The sequence below is a fragment of the Klebsiella indica genome, from assembly GCF_005860775.1.
In the GTDB taxonomy this organism is placed as follows: domain Bacteria; phylum Pseudomonadota; class Gammaproteobacteria; order Enterobacterales; family Enterobacteriaceae; genus Klebsiella; species Klebsiella indica.
The window spans coordinates 183,424-203,968 of record NZ_VCHQ01000026.1 but is presented as its reverse complement, the minus strand read 5'-3'; the positions used below and the strand labels follow the sequence as shown (position 1 = coordinate 203,968).

Genomic DNA, 20,545 nt, shown 5'->3' with positions numbered 1-20,545 from the left:
ATGTGTTGAGCAAAGAGGGAATCATGACAATAACGCAGTTGCAGACCACCGCATCTTCCGCAATGCCGGAAGCAATACACCGCAATGTCGATTGGGAACGCATTTTCCGTGAGCATGGGCGTCGGTTACACCATTTTATCCGCAAGCGTGTCAGTAACCGGGAGGATGCAGAAGATCTGGAGCAGATGACCTGGGTTGAAGTGTTGCGTAATCGTGACAAGTTTTCCGGCGCTTCGCGCCCAGAAACCTGGGTATTCGGCATTGCCCTGAATCTGGTTCGTAATCATTTTCGCCTGCAATCTGGCCGGCCTCGCTGCGATGAACTGGAGGAGGATATCGCGCTGACCGGCGACGACCCCAGCCATATTATTGAACATCAGCGTTTGTTGACGTCGACGCTGAGTTCTATTGCCTCCCTGCCAGAAGAGACGCGCCATCTGTTGCGTATTTTGATAGAGCAGGATGGCAGCTATCAGGCCATTGCGCTGCATTTGAACATTCCCATCGGTACGGTGCGCTCGCGTTTGTCTCGGGCCCGTGGAGCGTTAAAACAGTCGGTGTTTTAGCGCTCCACGACGCAATGTCTGTAAATTGCGGCGCCCCGGAGCAGGTTGGGGCGTCGGCAGAGATGCCACTGAGGAACATTCAGGAAATTATTTTGTTTTAAAAATTCTAATACATTGTTATGTAATAAAAACCATGGAGGACTACTTTTTTTCTTACTGTGGGAAGAGGGGATAGTCGGCCTGATTTTTATTTCCGGGAATAGGTCAGAACAGAGGATGGTTGGTATCAGGCAAGCAAAGGATGTTTACCGAGGAGAAGAAATGCATTTTTCCAGTCCACAGAATGCCGCCGATAGCGAACCGCTACGGCTGGTCGAATTTGCCTTGAGTAACATGAAAGATGCAGTCTATCTGATCGACTACGAGACGCGTTTCTTTTATGTCAACAATGAGGCTTGCCGCATGTTGGACTACAGTAACGAAGAATTTCTCACGATGTGCGTGTCGGATATCGATCCCGACTGGAGCAAGGAAAATATCAATGTGCACTGGAACCGCCTTATCAAGGAAAAACTGAGCGGTTCTTCATCGTTTGAAACGCAACATAAAAGTAAGTATGGCCTGATGATCCCGGTTGAGGTCAGCTCAAACCCGTTTGTCTATAAAGGGGAAAACTACAGTATGTGTGTGGTCAGAGATCTGAGAGAACGCCAGTCTCTGGAACAGCTTGCTTACGCCCGTGAACAGGAATTTCAGGCGTTAGCAGGAAATTCTCCGGATGTTGTGGTGCGTTTTAATATCCGACTGCAGTGTCTGTATGCGAACCAGGCTGCCTTACGCCACCTGAACGTCTCTGCGGAACAATTGCGTGGACGACGGTTGCGGGATTTGCTGGGGAATCTGACCTGTGTGAGTTACGTGGAGCAACGGGTAAGTGAGGTGATTGCCCATCTGCGTGAGGCTGAAGGCGAACTGGTCGAGTCGGACAATCTCTCTTCACAGGGAATCATTATTCACCATCTCCGTTGTGTGCCGGAGTTTGACCGCTATGGCGCGCTGGTTTCGGTACTGACAATAGGCCGTGATATTACCGCCATTCGGTATGCGGAAAAAAAACTGGAAGATTCCCATATGCGCTTGCGGCTGCTGGCGCGTCAACGGGAGGCGTCACGCGAAGCAGAGAGCAAGCGAATTGCGCGTGAGGTGCATGATGAACTGGGGCAGCATCTGACGTCTCTGCGGATGGGCATTTCATTGTTGCGATTGCAATTTAGCAAGGATAACCCGCAATTGCATGAACGCGTCCTGAACCTGATGAGCCTGGCTGACAAAACCATACAGGTGGTACGTAATGTCGCGACCCGCCTGCGCCCCAATGTACTGGATATGGGGCTGAGTACCGCGCTGGAATGGCTGCGCGATGAGTTTACCAGCCGTCATCCCGATTGTTGCTGCCAGCTGATAACGCCTGTGAATGAGATTCTTCTGGATGATGAACAGTCCACGGCGGCGTTTCGTGTCGTGCAGGAATCATTAACCAATGTCACACGACATGCTGATGCCACGGAGGTCATCATCACTCTTCAGCGTCGTCCTGGGGTGGTGGTACTAAGTGTGAAAGACAATGGCAAGGGTTTTGATAGTCGACAGCGTAGCGACAATGCGTTTGGTCTGATGGGGATGCGCGAGCGCGGTCGCATGCTGGGCGGGAGCGTAGAAATAGAAAGTAAACCGACTATTGGCACCTGTGTGTCACTAACCATTCCATTGGAAAATATTGAGGAGAATAAATAAACACATGGAAAAGAATATTCGCCTGATGATTGCAGACGATCATGTGATTATGCGTGAAGGCTTAAAGCAGATTTTTTCGCTGGATGAGCGGTTGGTTGTTGTGGCGGAGGCGGGCAATGGTGCCCAGGTCATGGAAGGTCTTCGGGTGGAAGATATCGATCTGCTGTTGCTGGACATGTGTATGCCGGGGGTCAGTGGCGAAGATCTGATCATGCGTATCAGGCTGCAGTACCCCAAACTACCGATTCTGATTCTTACCATGTTCAGTGAACCACAGATTGCGAGACGGGCGCTGAAGTGCGGCGCGCTGGGCTATATTACTAAAGACAATGAGCCTGAGGCGTTGCTGGCGGCGATTCATCGTGTTGCTCAGGGGCAACGTTTTATTGACCATGCGCTGGCAGAGAAAATTGTATTTTCCGAATGCGGCACTGATGGCGAATTGTTGCATGAGCGACTCAGCGCAAGGGAAATGCAAATTATGCTGATGCTGGCGCGTGGCGATGGCATCAACAACATTGCGCAGGCGCTGGCCATCAGCAACAAAACCGTGAGCACCCATAAATCCCGTTTAATGGAAAAAATGATGTTCTCCACGAATGCCGATATCGTGAAATACGCCATCGGCCACCAACTGATAACCTAAGAATATTCTTATATCTGAAGGCAGCTGACCGGCTGCCTTGCACCTTTCCTTACCGCAATCTGTTAATTCTTTTGATACAAGAAGTGGATATATAAACGGTTTTGATGTAACCGCTTACAATTCACGCGTTTGTTGTAAGCCTTTCCTTACCCCTCACCCCCTGCTTTTCCTGACTGAATATTCAGCAGATGACGATAGTTTATTCATATAAATATGTGTATTTGTTAGAAAAATGGAGATAAACGGGAGTTTTATTGAATAAGTGTAACCAATTGTGTCTTTTGGCGCAGCAATAACATTGCCGTGTATAGCAAATAGCAGCTTCATAATAACAGACAGTAAGAGGGGGGTTTTATGATTGCTGGGGAAAATAATATCAAGCTATATCAATACAGTAATACGATTTCGACGGCCAATATGGCATCTGTGTGCCTGGATTTCCACGACACATTGGTGGATATGATCAATACCGTCGCACCCTTAAATATCGATTTGGTTCTGGAAGGTGAAACGGGCACAGGCAAAGACACGCTGGCGCGACGCATTCATCAGCTTTCTGGATGCCAGGGGAAGCTGGTAGCGGTTAACTGTGCGGCGATCCCGGAAACGCTGGCTGAAAGCGAGTTATTCGGCATTAATCGTGGCGCGTATACCGGGGCGAGTGAGTCGCGCGCTGGCTATGTGGAAGAAGCACATAAAGGCATACTGTTCCTGGATGAAATTGACAGTATGCCTTTAACATTACAGGCAAAAATGCTGCGTGTGCTGGAAAATCGTGGGGTGAAACGACTGGGTAGCACCCGCTTTACGCCGGTAGATATGCGCGTGATTGTGGCAACGCAAACGCCATTGTTGACACTGGTTGAACGCGGTAGCTTCAGGCGAGATCTCTATTTTCGCCTGAATACCATCAGCCTTCAGCTTCAGCCCTTACGCGCCCGGCTGGAGATGATCATCCCGCTATTCCACTATTTTACCCAGCAAGCCACGTTGCGTTTACAGCGTACCGCGCCCGAACTTACCCAGGAACACTGTGAATGTCTGCTGAGCTACAATTGGCCGGGAAATATTCGCGAACTCAAGACCGCAGCCGAACGTTTTGCGTTAGGTCTGCCACCGTTAAGCATTCCTTTTCGTTGCGAACAAGAGCCGTCGCAGTTAAAGGAGCGAATGCGACGTATTGAAAATATCCTGATCCACGACTGTCTGAGACGCCATGGACACAAAATTGATAACGCGGCACGGGAGCTGGGCATTCCCGCTCGTACGCTGTATCACCGCATAAAAGTGTTGAGCAAAGGCGAGAGCGCCGTTTGTTAGTGCAATAAAAAAGTTGCTGTAGCCGGGAACCGGGGCGGAGAGCCAGCCACTTAATCTACGAACATTATGTGATGTTCAGAAAACACAACCTCAACCACTGGAGAGATAACTATGAGCGGTTTTATGTCAAGTCTTTCAGGCGCGAGCCAAACTGCGTCCAAAACCCTGGAATCAGCAATGGGGGATGCATTGACGATGTCTGCCGGTGCGCAGGCAGATAAAATAAAGCTGGACACGCAGAACTCCATCCTCGATGGAAAAATGGATTCAGCTTCCAAAGCGCTGAACTCCGGCCACAACGCGGCGAAAGCGATTCAGTTCTAAGTGATGACCGGGCGTGCGGCCGTTCGGCGCCCGGATTTTACCTTGCTGTAAGGGGCAATCATGAAAATCAATGCTGCAAATGCTCCCTCGCTGACCAGTATGGACATTACTGATACCGGAAGTATCGCATCCAGCAGCGGTGATGCGGCCTGGTTCAGCGCCGCGCTGCGTTCCCAGACCAGAACGGCCAGTATCGACAATCAGTCATGGATTGACAAATTATCCAGCCTGTCCGCTGCGGGCAGCAGCCAGTCAAACCAGGCGGACAGAGCCCTGGTGAAAGCATCGCGTAGCCTCGATCCGCAAAGCGTTATGGACGCCAACCGCACGCTATCCTCGTATTATCTGGAAAGTCTGCTCAACGCCAAACTGGTGGCGAAAGGCGTACAAAGTCTGGAAAAACTCACTAACTTGCAGTAGCCCACTATGGATAAATTATCGTTAAAGGCGCTGTTGGCATTGATCATCATGCTACTCGCTGGCTGTAATGATCAGATAGAGCTCAATCATGGCCTGTCGGAAAACGATGCCAATGAAGTGTCGGCGGAGCTGGGACGCTATCATATCCAAACGGAAAAACGTTATGACAAAGAAGGGATCACCGTACTGATTGATGCTCCGAACCTGAATCGGGCCGTACATATTCTCGATGCGGCGGGTTTGCCACGCCCGGCCCGCACCAATCTGGGAGAAGTGTTTCAGAAGAACGGTGTGATCTCAACGCCGCTGGAGGAGCGGGCGCGCTACATTTATGCCCTCTCCCAGGAAGTAGAATCCACGCTGAGCCAGATAGACGGGGTTATCGTCGCTCGGGTCCATGTTGTACTGCCTGAACGGGTTGCGCCCGGGGAGCCGGTCCAACCTGCCAGCGCGGCGGTCTTTATCAAATATCGCCCCGATCTGGATCCGGACGCCATTGAACCGCGTATTCGCCGCATGGTGGCCAGTAGCCTGCCTGGGCTGGCAGGTCGTTCAGACAAGGATCTGGCGATTGTGTTCGTTCCGGCGGAAAGCTACCAGGACAAACCGACGATGGTTAATTTCGGCCCCTGGGTGGTGACACAGCAGCGCGCGCAGCAGTTGAACTGGTGGTGCGGGCTAATCGGTTTGCTGATTCTGCTGGTGGTGGGCGGCGCGATAAGTTGGATGTACTGGCAGCGCTATCATCGTCAGGCAGTACCCGTGGCGGAGCAGAAGAGTGAATGAGTTAACGGCCGACGCGCAGGTGGATTTGGCGCTAAGCTGGCTTCGCTGGTGGTGTATCGACTGCTGGTTGACGGCGGAGCCCGCCTGGCGGCAGGCCGACTTCTACCAGCTTGACGAGGCGACATTACGACAACTGGCGCGTACGCATCATCAGCAGTTATGCGCCCGGCTTCAGTTACCCGCGTCGATCGCGGCGGTTGACGATACCCTGTTGCAACTGATGCAGTTGTCATCTCCTTTGCGGTTACGGGTATTACGGTTGGTGGCGGAAGTGTGCTGGCGTGACAGCAGCAGACACACTCTGACGGCAGATCAGCAACGCTGGTGCCGACGTATCGCTCAGGCGATGCGTCCGGGATTATGGCTAACGCCGCCACCGGGAATACCAACGGGTGATGGCGCAATCGACGGGTTATGGCTGTTAAACCTGCGCTGTGGGCCATTATGTTGGCCGCGCGTCCGGCTACATTTCTCTCCTGACCGGGTCCAGGCAGTGGAGCGGCTACCCCCGCTGAGTGATTTTCCCTCACGCTTGCTGCCTCTTTGGCAAGCGGCGATCTGGCAGGCTGCGCAGGAGCCGTTATGTTGACGCAAAAACGTATTACGTTACTCAATGGCGACACCGATCTGGCGCCGATCATAACCAGGGCGCAGTTACGGCTACAGCAACAAGGGCAGACGCTTCTGGTGCAGGCGCAGCAGCAGGCTCAGGCGTTACTGATGACGGCTGAACAGGAACGCGAACAGCAGCGGGAGGCGGTACGTCAACAGGTCGAACGGGATTTCTGGCAGCAGGCAGATGCGATGCTGCATGCTTTGCAACAACAGTATCAGCAACTGGAAAGTCAGGCATTGGTAGTAATGGAGGTGGTGGTCTCTCAGGCGATCGGCCAGTTGCTGGAGCAGGTTCCGGAGCATGCGCGCATGACGGCGCTGTTACGCCAATTATTACGGGCGCAAACCGTTGACGCACAGGGGGAACTGTATTGTCACCCCGATCAGAGACAGGTGGTTGCTGACTGGTTAGCCAGTCAGCCGCATTTGTGCTGGCGATTACAGACGGATAACGCGCTGCCGATCGACAAACTAAAGCTCACCACTACTCAGGGCGAATTGCATCTTGACTGGCGGCAGGCGGTGCAACGGCTGTTGCCAGTCTGTGGCGATGAAACCGCCGATCCACCGACGTAAAATTCCACTCGCGGCGGAACTGTGTCCGGCAGATAACCACTTACTTCATAGTATTCCATTCAGCAGAGGACTTGATTATGTCATCACTCAGCGCGCTCCAGCGTCGCCTCGACACGCAATTCAACCGTGCACAAGAACAGTTGGACGATGCCACATTAAATGCCAGTGAAGGTTACAGCCAGGCCGACAGCTTCGCGTTTTTTGAGGCCAGCATGGGGTTATCTAGCGCCAGTTGGGCCGCCAACCAGGAACTGACGGTAAAGCATGGGCTGGCGAAAGCCATTATTAATGCGATCAACTGAATTGCAGACCTGGGTAGCGCGCTGGCTGGACAACAGCGCCGAAGACCTGCAATTGCTGGTGGATGGCGGCGCGCTCTCTTTACAACGCCGTGGCGGACAGTTTTTTGCGCTGGCGTCGCTGACGCTCGCTGTCGTACCAGACGAACAGTTATTAGGTCGGGCATTACAGCTAAGCGCGCCGGCTTTGCGTCATTTTGGGCGCGATACCGGCGCGTTGTTGCTGGAAGGCGATACCCTGCGTTTGGCGCTGCGTTTGCATCAGGAGGACGTGGACGCCATTTGCGACCAATTGACCTCCTTGCTCAATCAGCGTGACGTCTGGCAATCCTTGTTACAGCAGCCGATCAAAAAAGCGGGCGCTCAGTCCGCAATGCCTTTACACAGCCTGGCATTTTTACCAGGGGGAAATCATGGCTGAGAAACGTTATTCCTGCGGTCGTTTACTCTGCGCGTTATTGATGTTGTGTGCCGCGCCTGCGGTGTTGGGGCAGACGCCATCCGACTGGAAAGAGCAGTCATACGCCTATTCCGCGGATCATACGCCGTTGTCTACCGTGCTGCAGGATTTTGCCGACGGTCACGGGGTCGAACTCCGACTGGGCAACATTGAGGACGGAGAGGTGAACGCGAAGATACGCGCAGACAGCGCCAGCGCGTTTCTGGATCGGCTGGCGCTGGAGCACCATTTTCAGTGGTTTGTTTACAACAACACGCTGTATGTCAGCCCACAGGATGAGCAAACTTCCGAACGGCTGGAGATCTCGCCTGATGCTGCGCCGGACATTAAACAGGCGCTGAGCGGTATCGGTTTGCTGGACCCGCGTTTTGGCTGGGGCGAACTGCCGGATGACGGCGTGGTACTGGTGACCGGGCCGCCGGAGTACGTCGCGCTGATCAAGCGCTTCAGCCAGCAACGAGAGGAAAAAGACGATCGGCGCAAAGTAATGATTTTTCCGCTACGCTATGCCTCGGTGGCCGATCGTACCATCCATTATCGCGATCAGACACTGGTTATCCCCGGCGTAGCAACGATGCTCAACGAGCTGTTGAACGGTAAACGTCCGGCGCCGCTGAGCGCCAACGGTGGCACCGACACAGTGGGCGGCCCTGACATGACCGCGATGCAACAGAATACCGAGACGCTGCTGGCACGGTTGAGTCATCGCGATAAAACCGCTGCTCACGGTGGTGGCAACAACGACGATATGGGCGAGCCAGGGGGACGTATCTCCGCTGATGTGCGCAACAATGCGCTACTGATCCGCGATGACGAAAAACGACGGGAAGAGTACCGCCAGTTGATTGCCAAAATTGATGTACCGCAGAACCTGGTGGAGATCGATGCGGTGATCCTTGATATCGATCGTACGGCACTCAGTCGTCTGGAGGCCAACTGGCAGGCGACGCTGGGCGGAGTCAGCGGCGGCAGTTCGCTGATGTCCGGTAGTGGCACGTTGTTTGTTAGTGATTTCAAACGCTTTTTCGCTGATATTCAGGCGCTGGAAGGCGAGGGGACCGCCTCGATTATTGCCAACCCCTCGGTGTTGACGCTGGAGAATCAGCCAGCGGTGATCGACTTTAGCCAGACAGCCTTTATTACCGCGACCGGCGAACGCGTTGCGGATATTCAACCGATAACCGCAGGTACCAGCCTGCAGGTAACGCCGCGCGCAGTAGGCTATCAAGGCCATACCAGTATTCAGTTAACCATTGATATTGAAGATGGTCATGTCCAGACGGACAGCGACGGTCAGGCGACTGGCGTCAAACGTGGCACGGTCAGTACCCAGGCGTTGATCGGCGAAAACAGGGCGTTGGTGCTGGGAGGTTTCCATGTGGAAGAGAGCGGCGATCGCGATCGACGTATCCCTTTGCTGGGCGATATTCCGTGGATTGGCAAACTGTTCACCTCAACGCGTCATGAGATTTCGCAGCGGCAACGACTGTTTATCCTCACACCTCGTTTGATTGGCGATCAAACCGACCCAACCCGCTACGTTGCGGCAGACAACCGCCAGCAACTGAATGATGCGATGGGACGGGTGAACCGACGGCACAGCAATGTCAACCAGCATGATGTGGTGGAAAACGCGCTGCGAGATCTGGCTGAAGGAGAACTGCCCGCTGGTTTCCGAATGCAGACATCAGGTTCACGTCTGAGTGAAGTATGCCGAAATACGCCGTGGCTGCGTTTCGACGGCAACCGGGGACAGTGGTACAGCAATGGCAGTGTGCAATTGAGCATTGGCGTGGTACGCAATACCGGCACTAAACCGCTGCGTTTTGATGAAGCCAGTTGTGCAAGCAAACGCACGCTGGCGGTGGCCGCCTGGCCGCATGCCATGCTGGCGCCGGGTGAGTCGGCCGAGGTGTATCTGGCGCTGGATTCAAATCGGGCACTACAGGCATCCCGCGTATCGTTATTAAACCCGTAACAGGCGAGGAGAAAAGATGAAAAGGGGGCAATTAGGGTGGTTGCTGGGCGCATCCATGCTGCTCACGGCCTGTGCCGGTCAGCATGATAACAGCCTGGAGTGCACTTCGGCGGCGTGCCGCCCGCAGTCTGCGCCTCATCAGTTAGTGATCTGGTGGCAGCCCGAGCTGCGCAATGGCCCGGCGGATTATACCCGGGTGACGGTAAATGAATAAGTCTTGTCCGCAGGTAACTTCTCTGGAGGCGCTGTTGCATCTGCTGCAAGCGCGGCAGCGTTGTCGCTGGTCAGTACAACCGGGCGTGGAACTGCTGGCCTTGAGCGGCGAGCGCGGGCGAGAGTTGATGATCAATTTGCAGCCCGACAGCCTGCCGACCGGTTTTTACCGTCATATATTGCGCAAGCGCGCGCAACAACTGGATCGCTATGACGGTTGTTACCTTTTTCTCGACGGTGCGCGCCGTCTGTCGATCTGGTGCCAGTTGCCAGATGAACACGAAGATGACGCGCAGCAGATCGCGCGTCTGCTCTCCCTGGCTGGCATCACTTATCCCGGTCTCTGAGTTAGTGGTGCCGGGCGGCGCGGTTTTTTCCCCATGTGGTGGAACCGGAACCTTTTCCCGGGCACTCAATAAAGGCTTGGCGTATTCATCGGACAGCGTTCAGTGCGGGTGGCCCAAGCTTACATTCTTACTTCCACTATTAAGGAACAGCCTATGAGTCTGGGATCAATCATCGGGTCGGCAACGCAGCCGACAACACTCAATATTACAATCACCGCTGGCTCGCGCGGTGCAGGGGGATTTGGCGCAGGCAATCAATATAATGGCCTCGGTGCTCAGGGAGGCACGGATGCCATCAATAAACTGGCTGGTATGCTTACTAGCATGATGATGATGAGCATGATGGGCGGCGGTTTGCTCGGAGGCGGATTGCTGGGCGGCGGTGGTTTGGGCAACTTGTTCGGTGGAGGCGGCCTGGGGGGCTTTGGCAGCGGGCTGGGGAGTTCGCTGGGAGGCGGAGCGGGTGGCGCATTAGGCGGTGCGCTGGGTGGTCCGTTAGGTGCGGCGCTGGGCAACTCACTGGGCTCCAGCCTGGGTGATGCCATGGGATCTGGCGTAGGTTCATCGCTGGATCAGGCCCTGGGTTCCAAACCGACTTCCAGCTATCTGCCCAACTCTGGCTCTGGTGGCGGTACAGACTCCGCGGCCAGCGATCCTCTACAGCAATTGTCCATGCTGTTCAGCGAGGTGTTGAAAGATATTCTGGGCGGCGGACAGGATAGCGGTGCACAGGGCAACAGCGGTACAGGGAGACAACCGACGGCAGGCGAGCAGCAGGCCTACACTCAGGGTGTCAGCGATGCGCTGAGCGCCCTGTTGAGCAATGGCCTGAGCCAGAGTCTTGGCAAAGGCGGACTGGGCGGGGCGCCGTTGCAATTGGGTAATGGCGGTCTGCAAGGTCTGAGCGGCGCAGGGGATTTCGGTCAACTGGGTAATGCGGTTGGTCTGGGTATTGGACAGAAGGCCGGGATTGAGGCGTTGAACGCCATCGGTACTCACAGCGACAGTGCGACGCGTTCGTTTATCAACAAGGAAGATCGGCCGATGGCGAAAGAGATTGGTCAGTTTATGGATCAATATCCGGAAGTGTTCGGTAAACCCCAATATCAGAAAGATGACTGGACAACGGCGAAAACCGATGACAAGTCATGGGCAACTGCGTTGAGCGATCCAGATGATGACGGCATGACGCCGGGCAGCATGGATCAGTTCAACAAGGCCAAAGGGATGATCAAAAGCGCTATGGCTGGCGATTTCAGTAACAGCAATCTCCAGGCTCACGGTGCGGGCGGTTCATCATTGGGCATTGACGCCGCCCTGACAGGCGACGCTATCAGCAATATGGCGCTCGGCAAACTGGCGGCCTAAGGCGTTGTGTGGCGGGTAAGCCAGACTTGCCCGCCTTTTTGCAATCCGGTAAGCATCTCTTGTTCTAAGGAGTCACTATGCGCCCCGTCGGCTTGTCTTTTCATTCCTCTCATCCTCCGACAACAGACGACGAGGCCGCACAGCCGGAGTCTTCTTCCCGCGCTGCGCCGACAAAACGTCTTGAGCGTTCACTGGCGAAAAGATACCAGTACGACGATGTTGCGCAGCCTCATCCCGCAGAATCAAATGCGTCTCAGGATTCGAGTAAACTTAAACCGCTTCCAGCCGGGCATTATGAACATCTTGGGGATATTGTCGCCAGGATGAAAATCGACCAGGCGCTCGGTGAAAAAGTCAGCGGCGACGGGGGGCGCTCTGCTGCCCATACGGCATCATCCAGCGCTGAGGCATCATCCTCAACGTCGCGTACTGTTTTTACACGTCACCGCGACGCACATGGTTTTGCTGACAGCCTGCAGGAACTGGCCCAGTGGAGCGAGAAAAAGGCGACGGCGTCATTGGCACCGCAACATATGTTTGGCATGAGCGGAATCGCCCCCAACCTGGTTGAAGAGATGCTGAAGCGTGAGCTGGCGATGCTGGCGAAAGATATGGTCAGAGCCGGCATTCCACTGGAGGCGGTTTTGACGCATCAGGGCAAAAAATCGTTGGGGATCAATCTCAATTACCTGGAAATAAAATCATTTCTCACGTCAAAAGGGGTGTGGGGAGATAATAGCGGCGGGCATATGGCAAATGAGCTGGTGAAAAAGGCTGACAATTATTTCGCCCACTTCCACGCCCAGGGTAATCGCCCTCTGGCACCTCTGACTGCGCCGCGCGGCAAGGACAGTATCAGCGTGATGCGCGAACTCTTACATGATTCCCCCGGTCTGGTAATTGGTGAGGCGCATCATACGGTGAGCAGCAAGCGTGAGCTGATCAAGAACATGGCAGGGCTGAAGGCAGCGGGGGTCAGCACGTTGTTTATGGAGCACTTGTGCGCAGATTCGCACGGTAAGGCACTGGCCGAATATTTAAGCGCACCAAAAAACAGCGCGATGCCGACCCGTCTGTCAGCCTACCTGGATATGCAGGATCGAGGGCAATCAGGTCTTAGTGGACCCTCGCCAAAATACAATTTTAAGCAGATCATCCGCGCAGCGAAAGAAGCCGGGATCGCTGTCATCCCGATAGACACTGCCGAAACTTACTCGGCCTCAAAATCACCGGATAACAGCCGTATCAAATTGATGAATTATTATGCCGCAGAAAAAATACGTCTTAGCGAACCGCCGGGTAAGTGGCTGGTCTTTGTGGGCTCGGCTCATGCCAGCACTTATAATGGCGTTCCCGGACTGGCCGAACTAAAAGGCGTGCGTTCGATGATTATCGATGATCATGGCCGCAAATCACGACCATATATTGATATCAATGTAAAAGGTTACGCCGATGGTCAACTGAACCCGGATATCGTACTGTCTTATAAAAAACCAGGCGGATGAATATATTTTTCAGATTGCTGACAGTGCAGGCATCGGTATCCTTCCCGATGCCTGTTGCTTTTTAGACGGAGCGCTTCTGCAACCGCTGCAATTCCAATAGATTATCGGCCAGCAGGCGGGTGATCAGAAAAGCCGTCTGGCCTGCGCGACTCCCTGTCGCGGCGTCTACAGCCAGAAAATCCTCATGCAGGCTATCGACAAAACCATCCAGCTCAAACTGACCCTGCCGTTGCGACATCGGGTTGCACAGCACCTGTTGTAAATGCTGCTTGACCTGAGCGATCGCCAACTGAAATGCCTGATACTGCTGTGGTGAAAGGCGTTCTCCTCGCTCGACGACATCCACCCAACTTTCTGATACCAGAGTAACGGGTGAACCGATCATGATTCAGCTACCTGTAGCCTGGCTGAATCCGGCACCTTATAGTGATTGTTGACGTTATCCAGCGAGATATTGCTGGCATTGACGTTCAATCCTTCACTGTCGCTTTTGACAAATGAGTACTTGCCGTTTTGTGCGCTGATATTATTCAGGTTCAGATCCCAGTCGCCCTGTTGACCGCCATTGGTGCGGAGAAAGGTACCGAAATCTTTGGCCTTCACGTTGTCAACGGTCAGGCTGGTATCTGCGTTCAGTTGCAGGATTTTATCGGTGGCGTTGGCGAAACTACTGTTGGTGATTTCAACGTTAGATTTCTTGCCATCGCTGTTCGGCTTCACGGTGATGGCATCTTCTCCTACATCGGTGAAATGCACGTTATCTATCTTAGCGTCACCGTAAAGATGGATGCCATCTGCGCCATTATTGCCAATGATGACGTTTTTCAGGCTGGCGCCATCCTCCAGTTTGAACAGTGGTTTCTGGCTTTCCGACTGACCGCCATCGCCCAGGGCAGGTCCGGCTGTGAAGGTTTGCCCTTTACCATCAAACTCCTGGCCTGCCTTTACGATAATGGTGTTATTCAGCACCGTTGGATTGTCGCTGGCGTCAGGAAAGCCCACGGCCGACGAGGCGCCTGTGCCGCTGCTACCCAGCGGATCGGACAGATTGCTCATCAGTGAAGGTTCAGCTGTCCCCCCGACAGGAGAAGAGGGAAGAACTGATCCGGAGGCAGGTAATCCGGTGGAGGAGGGTGACGACAGGGCATTCGTTGGTGAGCCACCGTCTGTCGTCGAATTATTGCTTCCTCCGCCAGCGTTCTGGCTGGCGGTATTCGGCTGGCCGAACTGCCCGTTTTGCCCATCCATCATTTGTGCGATCAGTTTCAGCAAGGCCTTCAACAACTGATTATCGCTGATGTGACCACCGCCCTGGTCGTCGGACATCAGGCTTTGATCCAGACCGTTGCTGCCCATCGTGCCAAGCTGATTACTGCTGGCATTTTGCGGCGAGACGCCGTTTTGCCCCTGCGAGCCAATGCCGCCCAGCGGATCGCTGTTGTTGCCGAATGGCGCAGATGAGCCATTGTTTGCCTGTGACCCGGCTAACGGCTGTAGCAGTTGCCCCAGCATTTGCGCCAGTTGTTCAATGGTTTCTGGGTTCGATTGTCCCGCAGTGGATTGGGATTGCTCGGGCATATTGCCCGTTTGCGCTACCCCTTCTGACAGAGGAGGAAGGGAGATGGTAAATGTCAGTGCTGACATGGCTGAGCCCTCGCATAGTTGAATTGTCCCGGAAGTGGGGGGGTGTTACCTGAAGTGAGTGTGTTTTGTGCACGGGCGGTTCCCTGCCGACAACGGCGAGGACGATAATATTTTCGGCCGGATGGAACCTGAACGTCGCAATGGACACATAACAGCAACTCACGATTTATAGCCGAGACGGGAGAAGCACCATGCTCAGGATCCATGGAACAGAACAGAAGGCGGCAATACAGCACGTCGCGTCGACCAGCCATGCCGCGTCCGGGATGACCCTGCAACAGGGCAGCAATAGCAGCAGCCCGCAAAATATGGCGTTGTCGCTGGCGGAGGAAGGCAAGCGTAGCGGCGCTAAGCCGCAGATACGCCAACAATCGACGGCGACGGATGGGGGGACGCCAGCCCGTCAGCAAAAAAAATCATTCAGTCTGAAAAGCCTGCTTGGGCTGAAGAAATCAGCCCCCCCAACCCCTGCCATGTCTGCCTCGAACCGGACGACGAAGGCGTCCAGCCCCAAGGTTTCGTTACGTGATTTACTGGCACAGGAAAGTGCCGAATCATCATCACCGACGGTGAAAGAGTCAGCCCGTCTGACCCGCTCCGGCGCGGTGAGACGCGAAAGTCTTGGCGATATGGCGGGTCGGCCGATGACGAAAGTCGATGACGACCAGCAGGAAGCCCCGGTCAGCGGCCATCAGCGGCAACAGCAACTGAATAATTTCAGCCAGATGCGTCTGGCGACACTGAACAAACTGGCGTCAACGTCATCCAGCCCGTTTCAGGCGGTGAACACGGTAAATATTCCCGGCAGCCACCATGAAATTAAAGAAGATACGGAGTCTTCTTCAACCGTCGGGCGTGCCGCGGCCAGCCATGACGAGAGCGCGGCGGTGGAGAGCGACGATGATGATAGCGAGTTTCAGCAATTGCATCAGCAGATGCTGGCGCGTGAACGGGCTAATCCGTATAAAGCCCCGGCGCTGGGTGTAGAAACCCCGCTAACCGCGAAATTCCAGCCTAAGCTGGCGACCATCACGGAAAGCCCGCTGGAAGGTGAAAGTTCGCTGCCGCTTCCGCTGCGCGGACAGCCGGCATTGCAGACCCAGGGGAGGGCTACCGTACCGCTGGCGATGACGCTGGACAACGGTAAGCTGCATCTGGCCGCCAGTAATCCCCCTGCGATCAATACCCTGTTGCAGCAAACGCTGGGCAAAGAAGAACAACGCTATCTGGCGCACCATGCCAGCAGTGACGGCAACCAGCATCTGCTACTTGATAATAAGGGACGGCTGTTTGATATCAATAGCAACGGCACCAGCTACAGCGTACTGCACAACAGTCAGCCTGTTGATCTGAAAGCTCGCCTGGCACAGGCGGGAACGCAGGAAATCGCGCTGGCGATGGAGAAAGGCAGCGGAAGAGTGACGCTCAATATCGGTACGGAGCGTCACGCATTGCTACGACAGCCGGGGGAAATGCACCGTGCGCTGATGACTGGTATCTACTCCCGGCCACCGACCGCCGATCGCCCGCAAACGGAACAGTTCCGTTTGCACGATGGCAAGCTTCATCTTCTGCATCCAGAACTGGATGTTTGGCAGGCGGCGGATAACACGCCACATAGTCAACTATCGCGCCAGGCAGACGGCAAGCTGTATACCCTGCAGGACAGCCGCACGCTGCGTAATCTCTCCGACAACGTTGGTTCAGAAAAATTTGTCGACAAGATTAAATCCTTTGCCGTCAGCGAGAAGGGGCAGGTAGCGATCCTGACCGATACCCCCAGTCGTCATCAAATGAGTTTGCTGCCTGCGCTGAATGCCGCGCCAGAGAGCCGTATTTCGGTCAGGCTGCAGTTTGCTGACAGCAAACTGGCGTTACAGCACGGGCAGGCCCATCTGGAGGCGCAATCCGTCGCCATCAGCCACGGACGGCTATTTGTCGCTGACAGCGAAGGGAAATTGTTCACTGGCCCCTTGCCGCAACAGGGTGAAACGGAACTGGCGATGAAAGCGATGCCGCAGGAAGCGCTTACGCGCCATTTTGGCGAGGATCATAAAATAGCCAGTTTCTTTACCGACGATCACGGACAGCTTAACGCCGTGGTAAAGGATAATTTTAAACAGCAGCATGCCTGCCCACTGGCGAACGATCATCAGTTCCATCCTGGCTGGAATCTGAGCGATTCCCTGGTGATTGATAATCAACTGGGGTTACATCAGCTCAACCCTGAGCCGCACGAGATACTGGATATGCGGCACCAGGGTAGCCTGACGTTACAGGAAGGCAAAGTTCATTATTTCGATCAATTAACCAAATCATGGACCGGAGCAGAGGCGGACTGTCAGCAGTTGAAGAAAGGGCTGGACGGCGCGGCCTATATACTGAAAGACGGTGAAGTTAAACGACTGGATATTAACCAGAGCAGCGCGTCGATCAAGCAAGGAGCGGATAACCTGTTTACCCTGCCGCATGTCCGTAACAAGCCGGAACCGGGCAGTGCGCTGCCGGGGCTGGATAAAGCGGATAAAGCGCAGGCGATGGCGGTGATCGGTATGAATCATTATCTGGCGCTGACGGAAAAAGGCGACATTCGCGCCTTCCAGCTGGTCCCTGGGACGCAGCAACTGGCGCGTTTACCGCAGACGCTGAGTCATGAAGGGATTGAAGGCACGCTGAAAGATATTCACGTCGACCATCAGCAGAATCTGTATGCGTTAAATCACCGTGGCGAGCTGTTTTATCAACCCCGAGCCGACTGGCAAAACAATGGCGCTGGAAGCGGTTGGCAGAAAGTGTCGGCGCCGCAGGGAGAATGCGCGCTGAAACGGCTGGATATGAATGCGACGCATCAGCCGGTGGCCACTTTAGAGGACGGTAGCCAGCACCTGCTGACTGCCCGTGGCTGGCAGGCGCATCAGACCTCTGAGATCTCGCCGTTGCATCAGGCCGGACGCGAGGCGCAAACCGTGTTCAACCGACTGAATCAGGGCGTAAAGGGGCGCGTGCTTCCCGGCACCGGCGTCACGGTGAAAATGACGGCGCAGGTGGCGGGACAGAGCGGTATGGAAAACCGCAAAGTCAGCAGCAAATTTGCCGATCGGGTGCGGGCCTATATTTTCAATCCGACGATGGCGACGCCGCGTCCGCTGAAAAACGCCGCCTATGCGACTCAGCATCAATGGCAGGGGCGACAGGGGCTGAAACCGCTGTACGAGATGCAGGGAGCGCTGATTAAACAACTGGAAGCGCATAATGTTCGCCATAAGGACACGCAACCAAACCTCGGCAGTAAACTGGCGGTGCTGGATCTGGGTGAACACGGCAAAACGCTACATGAAGATTTACAGCGTTTTTGCGATGAACTGGAACGCAGTGCGACTCGTGCGGCGACCCAGCTTGGGCAGCATCAAGGGGTGGTGAAGAGCAATGGTGAAATTAACCCGAAATACCAGCCTTCGCGCAGCAAAGCATTGGTGCAGAGCTTCAATATAAACCGCTCCGGGCGCGATCTCAGCGCGTCGCTGTTGACTGCAGTGCGCGCAGCGCCGCCGTCGGCGGACAGCAAGCTGGAAAAACTGCTGGCGCATTTTATTAGTGCCGGGGTCAATATGAGCCACCAGAAGGGGGATGTTCCGCTAGGGCGGCAACGGGACCCGAATGATAAGACCGCCATCACCAAATCGCGGCTGATTCTGGATACCGTGACGCTGGGTGAACTGCATCAACTGGTTGATAAGGCGTCACTGCTTTCAGGCCATAAGCCTGATGCCGAACAGCTGCAGCAATTACGCCAGCAGTTCGATACGCTGCGCGAAAAACAGTATGGCGCTAACCCAGTCAAAGAATATAGCGATATGGGCTTTAGCCATCACAGTGCGCTGGAGGCGGATTATGATGCGGTGAAGGCTTTTATCAATGCCTTTAAGAAAGAGCACCACGGCGTTAATCTGGCCGCTCGTACCGTACTGGAAACGCATGGCAACGCGGAGCTGGAACAGAAGTTGAAACAGACGCTGTTATCGCTTGATAACGGCGAAAGCATCAGTTTCAGTCGCTCCTATAGCGGCGGGGTCAGCACCGCTTTTGTTCCGACGCTGAAGAAAGTGCCGGTACCGATTGTGCCGGGAGCCGGGGTGACTCTGGATCGCGCCTATAACCTCAGCTTTAGTCGTGCGTCGCGGGGGCTGAACGTCAGTTTTGGCCGCGACGGCGGAATGAGCGGAAACATCTCGGTGTCCACCGGCTACGATCTGATGCCGTATATGACCGGTAAAAAAGCCACCGCCGATAATGCCAGCGACTGGTTGAGCAAAAAACACAAAATCAGCCCGGATTTTCGCATTGGCGGCGGCGTTAGCGGCAGCGTGCAGGGCACGCTGCAAAACAGTCTGAAATTCAAACTGACCGAGGATGAACTGCCCGACTTTCTGCGTGGACTGATGCAGGGGACGCTGACGCCGGTCGAACTGATCAGAAAAGGGATCGAACATCAGACGAAGCAGGGAAGCAAACTGGTATTTAACGTCGATACCAGCGCAGCGCTGGATCTGCGTGCCGGTATTAACCTGACGGAAGACGGCAGCAAGCCCAATACCGTGACAGCGCGCGTTTCCACCGGGCTGAGCGCATCAATGAACCTGCTGTCGGCGACGCGTGAGCGCAGCACCACAGCCAGCCAGTTTGGCAACGCGCACTCCTCCAGCGACAACCGTCCGACCTTCCTTAATTCTGCCAGCGTCGGGGCTAACCTGACTGCCACCATGGGGGTGGCGCATGCGTCCACAAATGATGGGAAATCGATCGGTACTTTCCCGGCATTTGCTTCCACCAACGTCTCGGTCGCGCTGGCACTGGATAACCGGACTTCACAGAGTATCAGCGTGGAGCTGAAGAGAGCAGAGCCGGTAACGGGTAACGATATCAGCGAACTGATGTCAACGCTGGGAAAACATTTCACTGATACTGCCAGCAGTCAGTTGCTGGCGGCGCTCAAAGAGCAAGGGGATGACAATCTGCCGGAACAATTGGGCATTTTGCATCGCCATTTCTCTGGGCAGACAGTAAGCGGCGATGAACGTTATGAAGCGCTGCGCAGCCTGAACAAAATGGTACTGCGCCAACAGATAGCGGAAGGCAACGGCATGGAGCTGAGCTCTGCCAGCCATACCACTGCCTATAACAATCTGAGTAAACTGGATAGCGACGGCATCTTGCATTTGCTGCGCCAGCATTTTAATGCCGCTTTGCCACCGAGCAACGCCCAGCGGTTGAGCAGTTTTATGGAGAGCGACCCGGTACTGAAGGGGTTAATCAAACAACTGCAGGCCACGCCGTTCAGCAGCGCCAGGGTGTCGCTAGAACTGAAGGACGATTTGCGCGAGCAGACCGAACGGGCAATGCATGATGGCAAGGTGGGACGCGAAGAAGTGGGGATCTTGTTTCAGGACCGCAACAACCTGCGTATTCAGTCCGTCAGCGTCAGCCAGAGCGTCAGCAAAAGTGAAGGTTTTTCTATGCCGAGCCTGCTGTTGGGCGCCAATAACAGCGCTGGCGTTAGCATGGAGCGGAATATTGGCACCATTAATTTTAAGTATGGTCAGGATCAGACTATTCCACGCCGTTTCTCGCTGGAAGGGGAAATCGCCAAAGCCAACCCTGACATTGCGTCGGCTTTGTATGAGTTGAAAAAAGAAGGTATGGAGATGAAGAGCTAAGGCGGGCTGACGCTTCTGTCACATCATTAC

At 54.7% G+C, this 20,545-nt stretch carries 19 protein-coding genes; 17 read left to right on the top strand and 2 right to left on the bottom strand.

Translation table 11 applies throughout. The annotated features are described in order from the left end of the window. The first annotated feature begins 23 nt into the window (after nucleotides 1–23). The 16 genes from FE839_RS18890 to FE839_RS18815 all read left to right on the top strand — a co-directional run bounded on the left by FE839_RS18890 (nucleotide 24) and on the right by FE839_RS18815 (nucleotide 13,157). Nucleotides 24–566: an RNA polymerase sigma factor gene (locus tag FE839_RS18890; protein ID WP_138362309.1), complete on the top strand. Its 543-nt coding sequence runs from the start codon at nucleotides 24–26 to the stop codon at nucleotides 564–566. A gap of 261 nt (nucleotides 567–827) precedes the next feature. Continuing rightward, complete coding sequence (locus FE839_RS18885; protein ID WP_138362308.1) at nucleotides 828–2,300, top strand: PAS domain-containing sensor histidine kinase; 1,473 nt, start codon at nucleotides 828–830, stop codon at nucleotides 2,298–2,300. A 4-nt stretch (nucleotides 2,301–2,304) separates the two neighbouring features. Next, the gene (locus FE839_RS18880; RefSeq protein WP_138362307.1) at nucleotides 2,305–2,946 is read left to right on the top strand and encodes a response regulator; all 642 of its coding nucleotides are present in this window, start codon (nucleotides 2,305–2,307) and stop codon (nucleotides 2,944–2,946) included. Nucleotides 2,947–3,363: 417 nt separating this feature from the next. Then, nucleotides 3,364–4,266, top strand: coding sequence for a sigma 54-interacting transcriptional regulator (locus FE839_RS18875; RefSeq protein ID WP_241675649.1), 903 nt, complete (start codon nucleotides 3,364–3,366; stop codon nucleotides 4,264–4,266). A 105-nt stretch (nucleotides 4,267–4,371) separates the two neighbouring features. Further along, the gene (locus tag FE839_RS18870) at nucleotides 4,372–4,590 is read left to right on the top strand and encodes a type III secretion system major pilin HrpA (protein ID WP_479680754.1); all 219 of its coding nucleotides are present in this window, start codon (nucleotides 4,372–4,374) and stop codon (nucleotides 4,588–4,590) included. 60 nt (nucleotides 4,591–4,650) lie between these two features. Further along, a complete protein-coding gene (locus tag FE839_RS18865) occupies nucleotides 4,651–5,010 on the top strand; it encodes an EscI/YscI/HrpB family type III secretion system inner rod protein (protein WP_138362304.1) in 360 nt (119 codons plus the stop codon). A 6-nt stretch (nucleotides 5,011–5,016) separates the two neighbouring features. Further along, on the top strand, nucleotides 5,017–5,796 hold the full coding sequence (gene sctJ, locus FE839_RS18860; protein ID WP_138362303.1) for a type III secretion system inner membrane ring lipoprotein SctJ: 780 nt from the start codon (nucleotides 5,017–5,019) through the stop codon (nucleotides 5,794–5,796). Beyond that, nucleotides 5,789–6,385: a type III secretion system protein gene (locus tag FE839_RS18855; RefSeq protein WP_171034915.1), complete on the top strand. Its 597-nt coding sequence runs from the start codon at nucleotides 5,789–5,791 to the stop codon at nucleotides 6,383–6,385. Before sctJ ends, FE839_RS18855 begins: the two co-directional genes overlap by 8 nt. Further along, nucleotides 6,379–6,987, top strand: coding sequence for a type III secretion system stator protein SctL (sctL, locus tag FE839_RS18850; protein WP_138362302.1), 609 nt, complete (start codon nucleotides 6,379–6,381; stop codon nucleotides 6,985–6,987). Before FE839_RS18855 ends, sctL begins: the two co-directional genes overlap by 7 nt. A gap of 77 nt (nucleotides 6,988–7,064) precedes the next feature. After that, nucleotides 7,065–7,289 (top strand): serine kinase, encoded by a 225-nt coding sequence (locus tag FE839_RS18845; RefSeq protein ID WP_138362301.1) that lies wholly within the window; start codon nucleotides 7,065–7,067, stop codon nucleotides 7,287–7,289. Continuing rightward, on the top strand, nucleotides 7,276–7,707 hold the full coding sequence (locus FE839_RS18840; RefSeq protein ID WP_138362300.1) for a type III secretion system chaperone: 432 nt from the start codon (nucleotides 7,276–7,278) through the stop codon (nucleotides 7,705–7,707). Before FE839_RS18845 ends, FE839_RS18840 begins: the two co-directional genes overlap by 14 nt. Beyond that, the gene (gene sctC, locus FE839_RS18835) at nucleotides 7,700–9,724 is read left to right on the top strand and encodes a type III secretion system outer membrane ring subunit SctC (RefSeq protein ID WP_138362299.1); all 2,025 of its coding nucleotides are present in this window, start codon (nucleotides 7,700–7,702) and stop codon (nucleotides 9,722–9,724) included. Before FE839_RS18840 ends, sctC begins: the two co-directional genes overlap by 8 nt. Before the next feature lie 16 nt (nucleotides 9,725–9,740). Further along, on the top strand, nucleotides 9,741–9,938 hold the full coding sequence (gene hrpT / locus FE839_RS18830) for an HrpT family type III secretion system protein (protein WP_138362298.1): 198 nt from the start codon (nucleotides 9,741–9,743) through the stop codon (nucleotides 9,936–9,938). Beyond that, nucleotides 9,931–10,284 carry an HrpV family type III secretion system protein gene (gene hrpV / locus FE839_RS18825; RefSeq protein WP_138362297.1) on the top strand — a complete coding sequence of 118 codons (354 nt, stop codon included), beginning with the start codon at nucleotides 9,931–9,933 and terminating at the stop codon, nucleotides 10,282–10,284. The genes hrpT and hrpV overlap by 8 nt, the downstream gene beginning before the upstream one ends. A 153-nt stretch (nucleotides 10,285–10,437) precedes the next feature. Further along, nucleotides 10,438–11,652: a harpin HrpZ family protein gene (locus tag FE839_RS18820; RefSeq protein WP_138362296.1), complete on the top strand. Its 1,215-nt coding sequence runs from the start codon at nucleotides 10,438–10,440 to the stop codon at nucleotides 11,650–11,652. Between the two features lie 77 nt (nucleotides 11,653–11,729). After that, nucleotides 11,730–13,157 (top strand): membrane-targeted effector domain-containing toxin, encoded by a 1,428-nt coding sequence (locus FE839_RS18815; protein WP_138362295.1) that lies wholly within the window; start codon nucleotides 11,730–11,732, stop codon nucleotides 13,155–13,157. A 61-nt stretch (nucleotides 13,158–13,218) separates the two neighbouring features. Here the strand turns inward: FE839_RS18815 and FE839_RS18810 are convergent, their stop codons facing one another. Together FE839_RS18810 and FE839_RS18805 are read right to left on the bottom strand one after the other, a co-directional pair. Further along, entirely contained in the window at nucleotides 13,219–13,542 is a 324-nt protein-coding gene (locus tag FE839_RS18810; protein ID WP_138362294.1) for a DNA-binding protein, read from the bottom strand. Continuing rightward, entirely contained in the window at nucleotides 13,539–14,801 is a 1,263-nt protein-coding gene (locus FE839_RS18805) for a pectate lyase (RefSeq protein ID WP_138362293.1), read from the bottom strand. The genes FE839_RS18810 and FE839_RS18805 overlap by 4 nt, the downstream gene beginning before the upstream one ends. A gap of 191 nt (nucleotides 14,802–14,992) precedes the next feature. Here FE839_RS18805 and FE839_RS18800 point away from each other — a divergent pair, with 191 nt between their 5' ends. After that, complete coding sequence (locus FE839_RS18800; protein WP_138362292.1) at nucleotides 14,993–20,515, top strand: AvrE-family type 3 secretion system effector; 5,523 nt, start codon at nucleotides 14,993–14,995, stop codon at nucleotides 20,513–20,515. Nucleotides 20,516–20,545 lie beyond the last annotated feature (30 nt).

Excerpts from the sequence above, each read along its gene's own strand:
- FE839_RS18890 (WP_138362309.1), top strand. The coding sequence starts at position 24 with ATGACAATAACGCAGTTGCAGACCACCGCATCTTCCGCAATGCCGGAA.
- FE839_RS18885 (WP_138362308.1), top strand. The coding sequence starts at position 828 with ATGCATTTTTCCAGTCCACAGAATGCCGCCGATAGCGAACCGCTACGG.
- FE839_RS18880 (WP_138362307.1), top strand. The coding sequence starts at position 2,305 with ATGGAAAAGAATATTCGCCTGATGATTGCAGACGATCATGTGATTATG.
- FE839_RS18875 (WP_241675649.1), top strand. The coding sequence starts at position 3,364 with ATGGCATCTGTGTGCCTGGATTTCCACGACACATTGGTGGATATGATC.
- FE839_RS18865 (WP_138362304.1), top strand. The coding sequence starts at position 4,651 with ATGAAAATCAATGCTGCAAATGCTCCCTCGCTGACCAGTATGGACATT.
- sctJ (WP_138362303.1), top strand. The coding sequence starts at position 5,017 with ATGGATAAATTATCGTTAAAGGCGCTGTTGGCATTGATCATCATGCTA.
- sctL (WP_138362302.1), top strand. The coding sequence starts at position 6,379 with ATGTTGACGCAAAAACGTATTACGTTACTCAATGGCGACACCGATCTG.
- FE839_RS18845 (WP_138362301.1), top strand. The coding sequence starts at position 7,065 with ATGTCATCACTCAGCGCGCTCCAGCGTCGCCTCGACACGCAATTCAAC.
- FE839_RS18840 (WP_138362300.1), top strand. The coding sequence starts at position 7,276 with ATGCGATCAACTGAATTGCAGACCTGGGTAGCGCGCTGGCTGGACAAC.
- sctC (WP_138362299.1), top strand. The coding sequence starts at position 7,700 with ATGGCTGAGAAACGTTATTCCTGCGGTCGTTTACTCTGCGCGTTATTG.
- hrpT (WP_138362298.1), top strand. The coding sequence starts at position 9,741 with ATGAAAAGGGGGCAATTAGGGTGGTTGCTGGGCGCATCCATGCTGCTC.
- hrpV (WP_138362297.1), top strand. The coding sequence starts at position 9,931 with ATGAATAAGTCTTGTCCGCAGGTAACTTCTCTGGAGGCGCTGTTGCAT.
- FE839_RS18820 (WP_138362296.1), top strand. The coding sequence starts at position 10,438 with ATGAGTCTGGGATCAATCATCGGGTCGGCAACGCAGCCGACAACACTC.
- FE839_RS18815 (WP_138362295.1), top strand. The coding sequence starts at position 11,730 with ATGCGCCCCGTCGGCTTGTCTTTTCATTCCTCTCATCCTCCGACAACA.
- FE839_RS18810 (WP_138362294.1), bottom strand. The coding sequence starts at position 13,542 with ATGATCGGTTCACCCGTTACTCTGGTATCAGAAAGTTGGGTGGATGTC.
- FE839_RS18805 (WP_138362293.1), bottom strand. The coding sequence starts at position 14,801 with ATGTCAGCACTGACATTTACCATCTCCCTTCCTCCTCTGTCAGAAGGG.
- FE839_RS18800 (WP_138362292.1), top strand. The coding sequence starts at position 14,993 with ATGCTCAGGATCCATGGAACAGAACAGAAGGCGGCAATACAGCACGTC.